We start from the raw sequence: 13,529 nt of genomic DNA on the forward strand, positions 1-13,529 counted from the left end.
CCGCACGGCCGCCGACCCCCTGGGCGCACGCCCAGGGGGTCGGCGGCGTGCTCGGCTACGCTGTCGCCCTGATGGATGCAGCACGCACGGACGACGCCCCCGACTCCGGCGCCCCGCTGCTGCGCCTGCACCTTTTCGACGGCTTCCGGGCGACTCGTGACGCCGGCCCCGAGCCGGCCGAACGCTGGCCGCGGCCCGGCGCCAGGACCCTGGTGAAGCTGCTCGCCGTCACCCCAGGACACCGCCTCCACCGCGAACAGGCCATGGACATCTGCTGGCCCGACGCCGATCCGCAGTCCGCCGCGGGCAGCCTGCGCGTCGCGCTGCACGCCGCCCGGCACGCCCTGGAACCCGAACTCGCCCCGCGCGCCGCGTCCTCGTACCTCATGTCCGACGGCGGGATGCTCCTCCTCGACCCGGCGACCGTGCGGATCGACGCCGACGCGGCGGAGACGGCGGCGCGGGCGGCGCTCACCGAGGGCGGAGCGCCCGAACTGGCGGCCGCCCTCGCCCTGTTCACCGGCGAGCTGCTCCCCGAGGACCGGTACGCGCCCTGGGCCGAGGAGCGCCGCGAACGGCTCGCCCTGCTGAAGGAGCGGCTGCTGCTCGGCCTCGCCGAGGCGCACCTGGCGGCAGGCTCGGCGGCGGACGCGGCCGCCGCGGCGGAACAGGTCCTCGCCACCAGCCCCGCGGAGGAGCTGGCCCACCGCGTCCTCATGGACGCCTCCCTGCGCCAGGGCCTGCGGCGGCGCGCCCTGCACCAGTACCACGTGTGCCGCGAGGCGCTCGACGCGGAACTCGGCGTCCGTCCGGGGCCCGAGACGGAGCGGCTGCACCGGGCGGCCCTCGCGGCGGCGCCCGCCCCGGTTCCCGTGACGACAACGTTGCCAGCGCTGCTGCGGGCCGCGCCCGCCACCCCGCTGCACGGCCGCGACGCGGTGCTCGACCGGCTCCTCGCCGCCGAGGGACCGCCGGTCACGCTGCTCACCGGCGAGGCCGGCGTCGGCAAGACACGCCTGGTGGGCGAGGTGGCCCGGCGGGCCGCGGCGTCCGGCACGGCCGTCCTGTGGGGCGGCGGCCAGGACGCGGAGGGGTACCCGCCGTACGGCGCGTTCGCCGAGGCCCTCGACGGGTGGCTGGCCGAGCACGACGCGGCACAACGCGCGCGGATCGGCGCCGAGTACCCCGAACTCGCCGCGTTCCTGCCGTCGTTGGGTCAGGTGCGCACGCCGGGGGAGCGCAGCCCCGAGGAGGAGCGGGACCGGCTGTTCCGGGCGGGCGCAGCCCTGCTCGGCGATCTGGCCGCCGCCCGCCCGGTGCTCGTGGTCCTCGACGACCTGCACGCGGCCGACACCGGTTCGTACCAGCTCATGAGCCATCTGGCCCGGCGGGCCGCGGACCGGGGGATCCGGCTGCGGTTCCTCGTGACGTACCGCGAGGAGGAGCTGCCGGAAGGCGATGCGCGGCGCTCCGTCCTCAGCTTCCTGGTGCGCCAACGGCTCGCCGTACGCGAGGAGCTGGGCCTCCTGGACCGGGAGGCGTGCCTCGCCGTGGCGCGCGACGCGGCGCCCCGCCCCGGGCAGGAGCACCGGGTCTGGGAACTCTCCCTCGGCAACCCGCTGTTCGCCCTCGAACTCGCCCGCGACCTGGCCGAGGGCCCGGCCGGTGCGGGGGCGCCCCAGGGCGTGCGGGAGCTGGTGGCGGACCGGCTCGTACGGCTCGACCCCGACGCGCGCCGCCTGGTCGAGGCGCTGTCCGTGGCCGGGGGAGAGGCGGCCCTGTCCGAACTCCTCGACGTCGCCGGACACGGCCTGCACCCGCCGGTGACCGGGGCCGCGGCAGCCGACGGGGTCGAACGGGCCATCGGCGCCGCGCTGGTGGAGGAGCGGCAGGTCGTGGTCGCCGGGCGGCCCGAACCAGGGCTCGCCTTCCGCCACCCGCTGGTCCGCCTCACCTGCTACGAGCGGCTGACCGCGGTCCGCCGCAGGCAGCTGCACGGCGCGTTCGCGCAGGCCGTCCTCGCCCGCCGCCCCGACGCGGTCGACGCCCTCGCCTCGCACTTCGCCCGCGCCGACGACCCGCGCGCCGCCGAGTACCTGCGCCGCGCCGCCGAACGCGCCGCCGCCCTCTACGCCAACGACACCGCCGACCGCTACTACCGCGACCTCGTCGCCCGCCTCGACGTCGACGCGGCCCGCGCCCGCCTCGCCCACAGCCAAGTGCTGGCCAGGATGGGCCACTTCGAGGAGGCGGCCGAAGCGCTGCGGCAGGCCCTCGCCGAGTTCGTCCGGCGCGGCGCGCACGACGACGCGGTGCTCACGGCGGCCCGCCTCGCCGAGTCCCTCGTCCGCACCGGCGCCCTCGACGCCGCCGCCGACGCGCTCCGCGCCCACCCGGCCGCCCCGGACACCGCCCCCGAGCCCCTCGCCGTGCACCACCTGTCGCGCGCCATGCTGCACAGCGTCAGGGGCGAGTACGACGACGGGCACGCGGCCGCCCGCCGGGCCCTGGACGCCGCGCGCCGGGTCCCCGGAGCCCGCGGCCAGGGCCTCCTCGCCCGCTCCTACGCCCTCCAGGCCACCAGCCTCGGGCTCTCGGGCCGGCTCACCGAGGCCCGCGAGGCCGGCGACCGGGCGCTCGCCCCGGCCGAGGCGTACGGCGACCCGACGCTGCTCGGCACGGTCCTGTCCACACTGCGGGAGAACGCGCGCCGCCACGGCCGGCTGCGCGAGGCGGTCACGAGCGGCGAACGCGCCCTCGACCTCGCCGACCGCTCGGGCAACCCCACAGCGGCCTCCTTCGAACGCCTGAACCTGGCGGAACTCCACCTCCTCCTTGAGCAGTTCGACGAGGCCACCGCCCTCGCCGAGGCATCCGTGACGCTCGCGGAGGGCGACGGCGCCTGGTGCCTGCCGTACGCGCTCGCGACGCTGGCGCTGGTCCGGCTGCGCACCGGGGACACGTCGGCGGCCGCGGACCTCCTCGACCGCGCCGCCCCCGCCGCCGACCACCTGGGCGACCGCCAGGCCCGCCACGAGGTCGGCACCGCCCGCGCCGAACTCGCCCTGCGCACCGGCGACCCCGAAGCGGCCCTGCGCGCCCTCGCCGACTGCCCCGACGCCGCGCCGTCCCTGACCGCCTGGGCCCAGCTCGACGCGGGCCGCCCCCGCCTCGCCCTGGAACTCGCGACAGCCGAGGCCACCCGAGCCGAACGGACCGGCGAACGCCTGGCCGAGGTGGAGGCCCACTTGGCCCACGCGGCGGCCCTGTCCCACCTGGCCTCACCCGAGGAGGCCGAACGGGCCCTGTCCCACGCCACCGACCTGGCGCGTTCCCTCCCGTACCCGGCGGCCCTCCGCATGGCGAACCAGCTCCGCCCACTCTCGAACCCTTCAAGCCCTGTCGACTCCGCGCGTGCGGCTGGTCCGGGAGATTCAAGCTCCGGCGACTCCGCGCGCGCGGCCGAGCCCGGAAAATCAAGCCCCTGCGGCGATTGAGCAGCGGGGTCCGGGGCGGAGCCCCGAGACGTAGGCACCGACGACCCCGTAGCCCCGAGACGTAGGCACCGACGACCCCGTAGCCCCGAGACGTAGGCACCGACGACCCCGCAGCCCCGACGCCCGCTCGAACGATTGGCCCTCACGGGTGGGCGCCCCGCAACCCCCGTATCCGCCGCCCCCCACCCACCGTTAACCCGGCATGATCTCAACTCGACGTGCCCTCAGCGCTGTCCTCTTCGCCGTCGGCGCCGCCGCGGCCGCCACCCCCGCGGCCCAGGCCGTGGAACCCATCTCGCCCACCGGCACCATCGACTCGCTCTCCACGATGGCGCTCCCGGAGGACCAGCAGGGTCAGCTGCCCAGCACCGCTGAGCAGCTCTCCGGGCTCAACGACCTCAACAAGCTGAACGAGCTGCACCAGGCCACCGACCTCGTCGCACCGGTCACCGGCCTGCTCCCCGCGATCCAGTAGCCGGTAGCGCCGGAAGACACGACGAAGGCGGTGGACCCGAACAGGTCCACCGCCTTCGTCGTGCCTGGCGTACGGGATCCCCGTACGGAGAGTGGCGGCCGCGCGTCCCGGCGGCCGCCACTCAGCCGGCTCAGTGGTTGCCGGTGCCGTTCCCGGTGAGGACCGGGATGTCGCTCAGGATGTGCGAGAGCGGCTCGTCACCCTTGGCCTGGGTGGAGTTCTCGGTGCACTGCTGGTTCTGCGGGGCCGACAGGATCGGGATGTCCTGGACGGAGACCGGCACGACACCGACGAGCGAGCCGACGTTGGCCTTGGCCGGCAGGCCGATGCAGGGCTTGTTGAGGGAGCCCTGGACGAGACCGAGCTGCGGGCTCATGTCACCGGCGGTGGAGGAGTTGCCGTACGTCTGCGACGAACCGTTGCCGCTGGTGGACGTGGTGCCCTGGTCGTCGCCGATGGCGAGCGCGGACGGGGCGGCCACGGCCGACAGGCCGGCGACGGAGGCAGCGATCGTGGCGGCTGCGAAGAGCTTCTTCATGGGGTGGTTCCCTTTCGATACGCGCGCTCCGGATACGGAGCTACGTGTGGTCAACTGGATTGCATTCCGGGCAGTTGCGGGCCGAAACCCGTTCGGACCATTCCCGCGCGAGCCAATCGCAGGAAATTCGGCACTGTGCGCGACCTCCCGAACATCCGGACGCAGCGGATCAAAAGGCTCGTACAGCTACCTGAATTTCAGGCCGGGGCCGGAACATTGGGTCGGGCCGCCGGTGCGGCGGCCCGATTCACGCAACGGGTCCTCAGTTGTTGCCGACGCCGTTACCGGCGAGGACCGGGATGTCGTCCAGGACGTGCGAGAGCGGCTCGTCACCCTTGGCCTGGGTGGAGTTCTCGGTGCACTGCTGGTTCTGCGGGGCCGACAGGATCGGGATGTCCTGGACGGAGACCGGCACGACACCGACGAGCGAGCCGACGTTGGCCTTGGCCGGCAGACCGATGCAGGGCTTGTTCAGGGAGCCCTGGATCAGCGCCATCTGCGGGCTCATGTTGCCGTACGTGGCGGAGTTGCCGTACGTCTGCGAGGCGTTGTTGCCGCTCTCGGACGTGGTGCCACCGTCGTTGCCGACGGCCAGGGCCTGCGGGGCGGCGGCGGCCGCGATACCGACGAGAGAAGCGGTGGCCGCCGCGGCAGCCATGGCCTTCTTCAGCATGAGGAAATTCCCCTTCTTTTTCCGTCTGGGAGCACTTGTATCAACTCCGTAGCCCGCCATCGGTTGCTCACGTTCACTCGGACGGGGTCCCGATCGATTCCGCCCACGCCTCGGGTTCGATGAAATGAAAATCTCGCCGGAGCGGACTGTGTGGCCTGGGCACGGGTGATCGAGTGGTTTTCGATCCCTGTCCGATCGGGTGTATATGCGGAACCATTTCCGTGTTTCGGAGTTGCGCTCAGTGCAGTAACCGTTGCCCGTCAGAAAAAGGAAACAGAACCATGCTCAAGAAGGCCATGGCCGCCGCAGCGGTCGCCGTCTCCGTCGTCGGCGTCTCCGCCGCAGCCGCTCCGCAGGCGCTCGCCATCGGCGACGACCAGGGCACGACCTCGACGAGCGGTAACGGCGCGTCGCAGACGTACGGCAACTCCGCGACCAAGGGCGACCTCAGCCCCCAGGTCGGTCTCGTTCAGGGCTCCCTGAACAAGCCCTGCGTCGGCCTGCCCATCAAGGGCAATGTCGGCTCGCTGGTCGGTCTCGTGCCGGTCTCCGTCCAGGACATCCCGGTCCTGTCGGCGCCGCAGAACCAGCAGTGCACCGAGAACTCCACCCAGGCCAAGGGTGACGAGCCGCTCTCGCACGTCCTGGAGGACATCCCGGTCCTCGCCGGCAACGGTGTGCAGAACGGCTGATCAGCCTCCCGCACACACGGCTCGGGCCGCCGGCGTTCGCATCTGCCGGCGGCCCGAGCTCTGTCATGGGGCGCCGGGCCGGAGGAGTCACGGGGCGCCCGGGGCGGGGTCCGCCCTCCCAACGGCGTGGAGCCGACGGCTGGCAGGAAGACGGCGCGGCCGATCTCATGACGGCCCCCAGTGGACCACCGGCCCCGCACCCCGGAAGAACCGGTTCACCCGTTCGCTCACGACGTCACCCCATTGGGGCCGCCGCGCGGCCAGTCACCCGTTCGGAGCCGCAACCCCGCGCGCGGCCGTGCCGTTGCACCGTGTGCCAGGCACCCGCGCTGGCCGAACAGAACGACCCCCAAGGAGCATGCTTCATGTCGCGTACCGCGAAGGCAGTCGTCTTTTCCGCAATGGCCGCCGCTGCCCTGGCCGGCTCGGCCGGCGTCGCCGCCGCCGACTCCGGCGCGCAGGGCGCTGCCACCAACTCCCCCGGCGTGATCTCGGGCAACAACGTGCAGGTTCCCGTGCACGTGCCGGTCAACGCCTGCGGCAACACCGTCGACGTCATCGGCCTGCTGAACCCGGCGTTCGGCAACACCTGCGTCAACGACTGACGGGCACAGCCCGACTCTTCCGCAGCCGCCCCTCCCCGAGGGGCGGCTGTTCCGTTGTCCGGCTCCGTCTCGTGCGGTTCCTTCGGGTTTTGGCGCGAATGCGGCACACCCCCCGGTCGAGACGCTCGTTGAGTAAACAGAAGCGAATTTTCCAACCGATGACGCAGGTCGTCGAGGGAAGGCATAAACAATGAAGGTTCTGAAGACCGCTGCCGTTGTCGCCGGATCGATGGCGATTGTCGGTGCCGCCGCTCCGGCATTTGCCTCGGACCTCACTCCGATGAGCCTTAACGGTGCGGTGAACACGATCACCAGCCAGCCGACGCTCGATGTCGCGCCGGTGGACAGCAACCTTCTCGACCCGAAGAACGACGGGGGCGCCGTCAGCACCGTCTCGGGCGCCGTGAACGGGCTGAACGAGAGCGGCTCGGGCACCGGCAGCCTGCTCGGCGGGCTCCCCGCCGGCAAGTAGCCGGTCAGCAGGTTCGTACGGCGGGCCATGCGTCGAAGGCTGGTTCGGGACTCTGGTGTCCCGGGTCAGCCTTCGGTATTTCATCCACGGAATGCGTTCCGCCAAGCGAGTGAACGAAGGCCGGTGCGCCAATCGCTTCTGGCTAGGCTTCTTGGGTGACTTCAACTGTGAGCAGTGGCCCCGCATTTCGAGCAGCCGATCTGGGAACTCTGGCGGTCATCGCCTGGAGCGGCGAAGGCCCCGACGGAAATGGCGACGTCCCCTTTCTCCTCGCGTACTCCATGGGCGATTCCCCGGCAGGCCCCGAGGCCGCGGAGACGGCCGTGCGAGGCCTCCTGGAGACCAACGGCCTCACGGTGGGCACCACCGTCCACGACGCGGCGGGCCGGCCCCGGTTCCCCGTGTCCCTGCTGGTGGAGGCGGGGCAGGCCGTCGTCACCGCGCCGCTCCTGAACGCGCAGTGCTCCGTGCCGCCCGAGTGGCTGGCGGCGGCCGAGGCCCGTAAGAGCGCGTACTTCCTGTTCACCACCCGCGTCTGGCCCAGCGCGACGCCGGGTGCGCCGGTGAGCGAGAAGGAGCTGGAGGAGTTCGTGGGCTCCGAGGAGACCCTGCTGGCCTCCGCGCACTGCCTGCTGCCCATCCGGCGCGTGCGCGCGTGACGACGGCGCCACGGGGCGTACGGGCCTTCTTCGCGGACTCCTCCTGGGCACCGACCGCCGCCCACCTCGGCATCGTCGGCATCATGATCCTGACCCGCTGACGGGAGTTCCGGACGGGCTGACGAACACGCCCTCCAATGGGCCAATATACCCCTTCTGTCCCGGTTCGGCGGTGTGATTGGCACGTCATATCCCCTCACCTCTCAAGGGAGCAACGATGCGTCTTCGCACCTTCGCGGCCGCGGCCGTGCTGGCCGGGACCGCTGTCATGGGATCCGCGGCCATGGCCTCCGCCGTGGACGGCCCCGACGGCGCCAGCGCCTCCGGTGTGGCCCAGAACAGCCCCGGCGTGCTGTCCGGGAACGTGATCCAGGTTCCGATCGACGTTCCGATCAACGCGTGCGGCAACTCGCTCAACCTCATCGCCGGTCTCAACCCGGCGGGCGGCAACGTCTGCGCCAACGGCTAGGCATCCGACTTCGATCGGACCCTGCGGTGCCCGGGGCGGCTTCGGCCGTCCCGGGCACCCGCTTTCCGGGGGAAGACCTGTCGCTCGTTAGAGGGCCAGTGAGGCCATGGGCCGGACCGGGAGGGCTGCGGCGGTCAGGACAAGAGCACGGTGCCCCACGACAGGGCGCACCGTTTTCCTGTCTTCCGGAGGTACGCGCTCGTGCTCATCGCCATCGTCGTCGCCGTGCTCGCCCTGATCGCGGGGCTCGCGGCGAACAAATATCTGCGGCCGAGGCTGCTGGCCGAGGACGACGACAGCGGGATGGCGGTCAAGGACCTGGTCGGCCCCCTGCTCACCCTGACCGTCCTGCTGCTGGCCTTCGTCCTGGTCACGGCCAACGGTTCGTACGGAAAGGCCGAGGTGGCCGCGCGCGGCGAGGCGCGCGCCCTGGACCAGCTCGTCGAGACCGCCGAGTACGCCGACGGAGACCAGCGGGCGGCCATCCAGTCCGACGCCGCCTGTTACGCCCGCGCCGTCCGCGTCCAGGAATGGCCCGCGATGGCCGACGGGAACGGCGACGGCTCCAAGGCGCCCAGCGTGTGGTCCACCGCCATGCGCCACAACTTCCGCCCCCTGGAGGGCGAACCGGCCTTCGGCATGCTGGTCAGCGCCGACACCAAGCGCTCGGAGGAGCGCTCGGAACGCCTCACCCAGTCGACCGCGAGCATCCCCAGCGCCATCTTCTGGTTCCTGCTGGCCGTCCTCGCAGTGACCGTGGTCTCGCTCGGCATCTGCCTGCCGCGCAAGCACAACCGCGGCCAGCTGATCGCGCTCACCCTGATCACGGCACTGCTCACGGCCACCTTGTGCATCATCCGCGACGTCGACCGCCCCTTCGGCGGCATCGTCGACGTGCAGCCCACAGCCATCTCAGACGTCGAGAAGCAGGCCGTCCGCGACCTCCGCGCCCACGACAGCAACGCGGAACTCCCCTGCGACGCGGCCGGCAACCGCATCACCCAGCAGACCAAGGGCTGAGCCACGCACGCACACACACCAACAAACAGGCGAGGCGCCCACCGTTTCCGGTAGGCGCCTCACCTGCTGTTTTGGCTGTCGGGGTGGCGGGATTTGAACCCACGACCTCTTCGTCCCGAACGAAGCGCGCTGCCAAGCTGCGCCACACCCCGATGTCGTTGTTCCGGTCTCTGCTGTTCTGCAGGTCGCGGCGACGTCGTTTACTTTAGCGGACTGTCGGCCTGAGACGAAATCCGGTTTTCGGCGGCCCCGTGCGCGGGGGCTCAGGGAGCCGCGGGAGCCAGCGTCAGCAGGGTCGCCTCGGGCGGGCAGGCGAAGCGGACCGGGGTGTAGCGGTTGGTGCCGCAGCCAGCCGAGACGTGGAGGTAGGACGTGTTGCCCGCCGCCTCGTGCGTGGACAGGCCCTTCACGCGGTCCGTGTCCAGGTCGCAGTTGGTGACGAGGGCGCCGTAGAAGGGGATGCAGAGCTGGCCGCCGTGCGTGTGGCCCGCGAGGACCAGCGGGTAGCCGTCCGCGGTGAAGGCGTCCAGGGCGCGCAGGTACGGGGCGTGCACGACGCCCATGGAGAAGTCGGGGCCGGAGAGCGGTCCGCCGGCCACCTCCGTGTACCGGTCGCGCTTGATGTGCGGGTCGTCGAGGCCGGTGAGGCCGATCTCCACGCCTGCCACCTTCAGGGTGCCCCGCGTGTTCGTGAGGTTCAGCCAGCCGGCCGCGTCGAAGCCGTCGCGCAGCTCCTCCCACGGGTTGTGGATGGCGCCGACGACGGGGGCGTTCCCGTTGAGGCCGTGCCTGCCCGAGATCTGCTGCTTCAGGTAGCGGGCCGGGTTGAGGAGCTTGGGGCCGTAGTAGTCGTTGGACCCGAAGACGTACGCGCCGGGGAACTCCATCAGCGGGCCGAGGGCGTCGAGGACCTCGGGGACGCCCTCCGTGTCGGACAGGTTGTCGCCCGTGTTGATGACGAAGTCGGGGCGCAGACCGGCGAGCGACTGGAGCCAGCGGCGCTTCTTGTTCTGGCCGCCGACCATGTGGATGTCGGAGACCTGGAGCACCCGCATGGGGCGCATTCCCGCAGGCAGTACGGGGATCGTGACCCGTCGCAGGCGGAATGAGCGGGCCTCGAAGCCCGCCGAGTAGACCAGTCCGGCGGCGCCCGCCGCCGCGATGCCTGCTGTCACCTTCAGGGAGGTCTTCAGGGGATTCCCGTATCGAGCGCGCATGCTCACCATCGTGTCAGACCGGCACCCCGCCGGAAATCGGCGGGCGTTGAGGCTCGGGCACCTGCGACAATCACGTCATGACCACGCTCAAGTCGAAGCTGCATGACGACCTCAACGCCGCGATCAGGGAGCGTGACGAGCTGCGCTCCTCGACGCTCCGGCTGACCCTCTCCGCGATCACCAACCAGGAAGTCGCGGGAACCGAGAAGCGTGAGCTGACGGACGACGAGGTGCAGAAGGTGATCGCCAAGGAGGCCAAGAAGCGCCGCGAGGCGGCCGAGGCCTTCGAGAAGGCGGGCCGCACCGAGTCCGCGAGCCGCGAGGTGGCGGAGGGCGAGCTGCTCGCCGAGTACCTGCCGCAGCAGCTGTCCGACGCCGAGCTCGAGCAGATCGTCGCGCAGGCGGTCGAGGAGGCGAAGGCGGCGGGCGCCGAGGGGCCGAGGGCCATGGGCCAGGTCATGAAGATCGTGAAGCCGAAGGTCGCGGACCGCGCCGAGGGCGGCCGGGTGGCCTCGACGGTCAAGCGCCTCCTGGCGGGCTGACCGCCGCCGCGGACGACGTGCACGAAGAGGGCGCATCCCGTGCGGGATGCGCCCTCTTCTTCGTTCGCCGGGGGGTCAGTGGCGGCCCCTGCCGCCCCCGTGTCCGTTCCCGCCGATCAGGTCCGGCGGGATCGAGATGTCGGGGAGCGGGTTGGTGTCGCCGTTGCCCCCGTCGTCACCGGGCTGGGGCTTGTCGCCCTTGCCCTTGCCCTTGTCCTTCTTCTTGTCCGGGTCCGGGATGTTCACCTTGTTGAAGCTGGGCGCTTCCTTGCCGGACAGCGCGCCGGTCATCGCGTCGCGCCAGATCGGGCCCGGGGTGTCGGCGCCGAAGACCTTGTCGTGGTACTGGCCGCCGATGGTGATGTCGGTCATCTCGACCGCCTGCGAGGCGCTGCCGACCCAGACGGCGCCGGACAGGTTCGGCGTGTAGCCCGCGAACCAGGCGTTCTTGCGGCCGTCGGTGGTACCGGTCTTACCGGCGTTGTCCCGGCCGGAGAGACCGGCCGCCTTGCCCGTACCGGAGTCGATCACGCCGCTGAGCAGCGTATTGATCTTGTCGGCCGTCGACGCCGACATCGCGCGCGAGCACTTCGACTTCGGCACATTGAGCGCCTTGCCGTTGGGGTCGGTGATCGACTCGATGGCGACCGGCGTGCAGTACGTGCCGCGGTCGGCGAACGCCGCGTACGCGGAGGCCATCGTCAGCGGCGACAGGCCCGTCGAGCCGAGGGTCATGGACGAGGGGACCTCGTCGACCTTCTTGCCGTTGCCCTGCACCACGCCCAGCTTGTCGGTCATCTTCACGACCGGGCACATGCCGATGTCGCCGATCATCTGCACGAAGTACGTGTTGATGGACTTGGCCATCGCCTCCTTGAGGCGATAGGGGCCGACCTCCGACTCGTTCTCGTTCTCCAGCTTGTAGCCGCCGTCGTTGACCCACGGCTTGCCGCTGCACGTCTGGACGCGGCTCGGGTACGGCATCTGGTACGGCGCCGGGTACTGCTTCGTCACCGACGTGCCCTTCTCCAGGGCCGCGGCCGCCACGAACGGCTTGAACGTCGAACCGGTCGGGAAGCCGAGGTTGGAGCCGCCGTCCCGGTAGTTGACCGAGTAGTTCATCTCGGACTCGTTCTTGCCGGCGTCGGATCCGTACGGCTTCGACTGGCCCATGGCGAGGACCTTGCCGGTGCCGGGCTCGACGAACGCGCCCGCGGCGTCGACCTTGTCCGACTGGTAGACGTGCTGCTTCATCGACTCCTGCACCGACTCCTGCGCCTGCGGGTCGAGCGTCGTCTTCACCGTCAGGCCGCCGCGGTTCCAGATCTTGGTGCGCTCCTCCGGGGTCTTGCCGAAGGCCGGGTTGTTCTTGAAGGCCTGCTCGACGTACTTGCAGAAGAACGCCGCGCCGTGTTCCGCGGTGATGCAGCCGTTCTGCGGCCTGCTGACCTTCAGGCCGATGGGCGTCTTCTTGGCCTTCTCGGCCTCGGCCTGCGTGATGTCGTGCGTCTCGGCCATCCGCTGGAGCACGATGTTGCGCCGCTTCTTCGCCTCGGCCTCGTCGTTGACGGGGTCGTAGCGGCTGGGCGACTGCACGATGCCGGCGAGCATCGCCGACTCCGGGATGTCCAGGTCCTTGGCCGGCTTGGAGAAGTAGCGCTGGGCCGCGGCCTCGACGCCGTAGGCCTGCTGCCCGAAGTACGTGATGTTCAGGTAGTTGTTGAGGATCTTCTTCTTGCCGACCTCGTTCTCCACCTGGATCGCGTACTTCAGCTCCTTGACCTTGCGGCCGATGGTCTGCTGAGTCGCCTGCGCCAGCTTGGTGGGGTCGTCGCCCGCCTCTTCCATGAAGACGTTCTTCACGTACTGCTGGGTGAGGGTGGAAGCGCCCTGCGAGACGCCGCCGTTCTGCGCGTTGGCGTTGATCGCGCGCAGGATGCCCTTGGCGTCGAGGGCGCCGTGCTCGTAGAACCGCGAGTCCTCGATCGCGACGATCGCCTTCTGCATGTAGGGCGAGATGTCGTCGAGCTTCACGACGGTGCGGTCGCGCGAGTACGTCGTCGCGATCTTCCCGCCCTGGTTGTCCAGGATCGTGGTGCGCTGGCTCAGCGGCGGGGTCTTCAACATCGCCGGGATCTCGTCGAATCCCTCGACCGAACCCTTGGCCGCGAGGCCGAGCGCGCCTGCCGCGGGCAGGGCGATCCCCGCGAGGACGGCTCCGGCGAGCACGCTGACTCCGAGGAACTTGGCGGCCTGTTGGGCCGGCGACATGCCGCCGCCACCGCCCGAGCGCTTCTTTCCCATACGGGGCAGCCTACGTGTCGATTCTCCGGACAGGCGTATATGCCTTGGCCTAAGCTGCACTCAACTGTCACAGCAGTGCGGTCTCGTATCAAGATGCGGGACGACCCCGAATCGTTCCCGGTACGTATGAAGTGCCTCTTGTAGTCATTCCCGGGCCCTTTCGCGCGGCTTCGCGTAGGGCTCAGGGGGTGTCCGAATCCGCCTTGTGTGTCACTCGACGCCCGTTGTGACTCAAGTGAACTGTCCCGTTTTGCCGGGGTTATTACGCATGTCCCCCGGTCACTCCGTCGGGTGATCTGCCGCTTACGCATAGTCCGTTCGGGCCATTCAAGATTGGGCCCGAAGGGGGTGTTGCGCTGTGCCCAC

The 13,529-nt window shown here is 70.8% G+C and carries 13 protein-coding genes and 1 tRNA gene; 9 read left to right on the forward strand and 5 right to left on the reverse strand.

All coding sequences use genetic code 11. The annotated features are described in order from the left end of the window. The first annotated feature begins 71 nt into the window (after positions 1-71). Positions 72-3,497 carry an ATP-binding protein gene (locus tag ACNYS0_RS22440; protein ID WP_422476246.1) on the forward strand — a complete coding sequence of 1,142 codons (3,426 nt, stop codon included), beginning with the start codon at positions 72-74 and terminating at the stop codon, positions 3,495-3,497. A 202-nt stretch (positions 3,498-3,699) separates the two neighbouring features. Continuing rightward, positions 3,700-3,972: a hypothetical protein gene (locus ACNYS0_RS22445; RefSeq protein WP_422476248.1), complete on the forward strand. Its 273-nt coding sequence runs from the start codon at positions 3,700-3,702 to the stop codon at positions 3,970-3,972. A gap of 130 nt (positions 3,973-4,102) precedes the next feature. Here ACNYS0_RS22445 and ACNYS0_RS22450 read toward each other — a convergent pair whose 3' ends face one another. Continuing rightward, a complete protein-coding gene (locus ACNYS0_RS22450) occupies positions 4,103-4,510 on the reverse strand; it encodes a rodlin (RefSeq protein WP_422476250.1) in 408 nt (135 codons plus the stop codon). A gap of 262 nt (positions 4,511-4,772) precedes the next feature. Further along, entirely contained in the window at positions 4,773-5,183 is a 411-nt protein-coding gene (locus ACNYS0_RS22455; RefSeq protein ID WP_422408166.1) for a rodlin, read from the reverse strand. A 281-nt stretch (positions 5,184-5,464) separates the two neighbouring features. Between ACNYS0_RS22455 and ACNYS0_RS22460 the strand changes: the two genes are divergently transcribed. From ACNYS0_RS22460 to ACNYS0_RS22485, 6 genes are all read left to right on the forward strand, one after another. After that, positions 5,465-5,875: a rodlin gene (locus tag ACNYS0_RS22460; protein WP_422408165.1), complete on the forward strand. Its 411-nt coding sequence runs from the start codon at positions 5,465-5,467 to the stop codon at positions 5,873-5,875. Between the two features lie 365 nt (positions 5,876-6,240). Then, positions 6,241-6,480, forward strand: coding sequence for a chaplin (locus tag ACNYS0_RS22465; protein ID WP_422408164.1), 240 nt, complete (start codon positions 6,241-6,243; stop codon positions 6,478-6,480). A gap of 190 nt (positions 6,481-6,670) precedes the next feature. Next, positions 6,671-6,952 (forward strand): hypothetical protein, encoded by a 282-nt coding sequence (locus ACNYS0_RS22470; protein WP_422408163.1) that lies wholly within the window; start codon positions 6,671-6,673, stop codon positions 6,950-6,952. A gap of 155 nt (positions 6,953-7,107) precedes the next feature. Then, positions 7,108-7,611 carry a DUF5949 family protein gene (locus tag ACNYS0_RS22475; protein WP_422476252.1) on the forward strand — a complete coding sequence of 168 codons (504 nt, stop codon included), beginning with the start codon at positions 7,108-7,110 and terminating at the stop codon, positions 7,609-7,611. 217 nt (positions 7,612-7,828) lie between these two features. Continuing rightward, positions 7,829-8,080, forward strand: a complete 252-nt coding sequence (locus ACNYS0_RS22480; RefSeq protein WP_422476254.1) for a chaplin — start codon at positions 7,829-7,831, stop codon at positions 8,078-8,080. A 201-nt stretch (positions 8,081-8,281) separates the two neighbouring features. Further along, positions 8,282-9,100, forward strand: coding sequence for a bestrophin-like domain (locus ACNYS0_RS22485; protein ID WP_422476256.1), 819 nt, complete (start codon positions 8,282-8,284; stop codon positions 9,098-9,100). 78 nt (positions 9,101-9,178) lie between these two features. Here the strand turns inward: ACNYS0_RS22485 and ACNYS0_RS22490 are convergent. Together ACNYS0_RS22490 and ACNYS0_RS22495 are read right to left on the reverse strand one after the other, a co-directional pair. Beyond that, positions 9,179-9,252: transfer RNA gene (locus ACNYS0_RS22490), tRNA-Pro, on the reverse strand. Between the two features lie 111 nt (positions 9,253-9,363). After that, the gene (locus ACNYS0_RS22495) at positions 9,364-10,317 is read right to left on the reverse strand and encodes a metallophosphoesterase (protein WP_422476258.1); all 954 of its coding nucleotides are present in this window, start codon (positions 10,315-10,317) and stop codon (positions 9,364-9,366) included. A gap of 77 nt (positions 10,318-10,394) precedes the next feature. Here ACNYS0_RS22495 and ACNYS0_RS22500 point away from each other — a divergent pair, with 77 nt between their 5' ends. Then, positions 10,395-10,859, forward strand: a complete 465-nt coding sequence (locus tag ACNYS0_RS22500; RefSeq protein ID WP_422408149.1) for a GatB/YqeY domain-containing protein — start codon at positions 10,395-10,397, stop codon at positions 10,857-10,859. Between the two features lie 75 nt (positions 10,860-10,934). Here the strand turns inward: ACNYS0_RS22500 and ACNYS0_RS22505 are convergent, their stop codons facing one another. After that, on the reverse strand, positions 10,935-13,163 hold the full coding sequence (locus ACNYS0_RS22505) for a transglycosylase domain-containing protein (RefSeq protein ID WP_422476260.1): 2,229 nt from the start codon (positions 13,161-13,163) through the stop codon (positions 10,935-10,937). Between the last annotated feature and the right edge of the window lie 366 nt (positions 13,164-13,529).

The organism is Streptomyces anthophorae (assembly GCF_049310305.1).
In the GTDB taxonomy this organism is placed as follows: Bacteria; Actinomycetota; Actinomycetes; order Streptomycetales; family Streptomycetaceae; genus Streptomyces.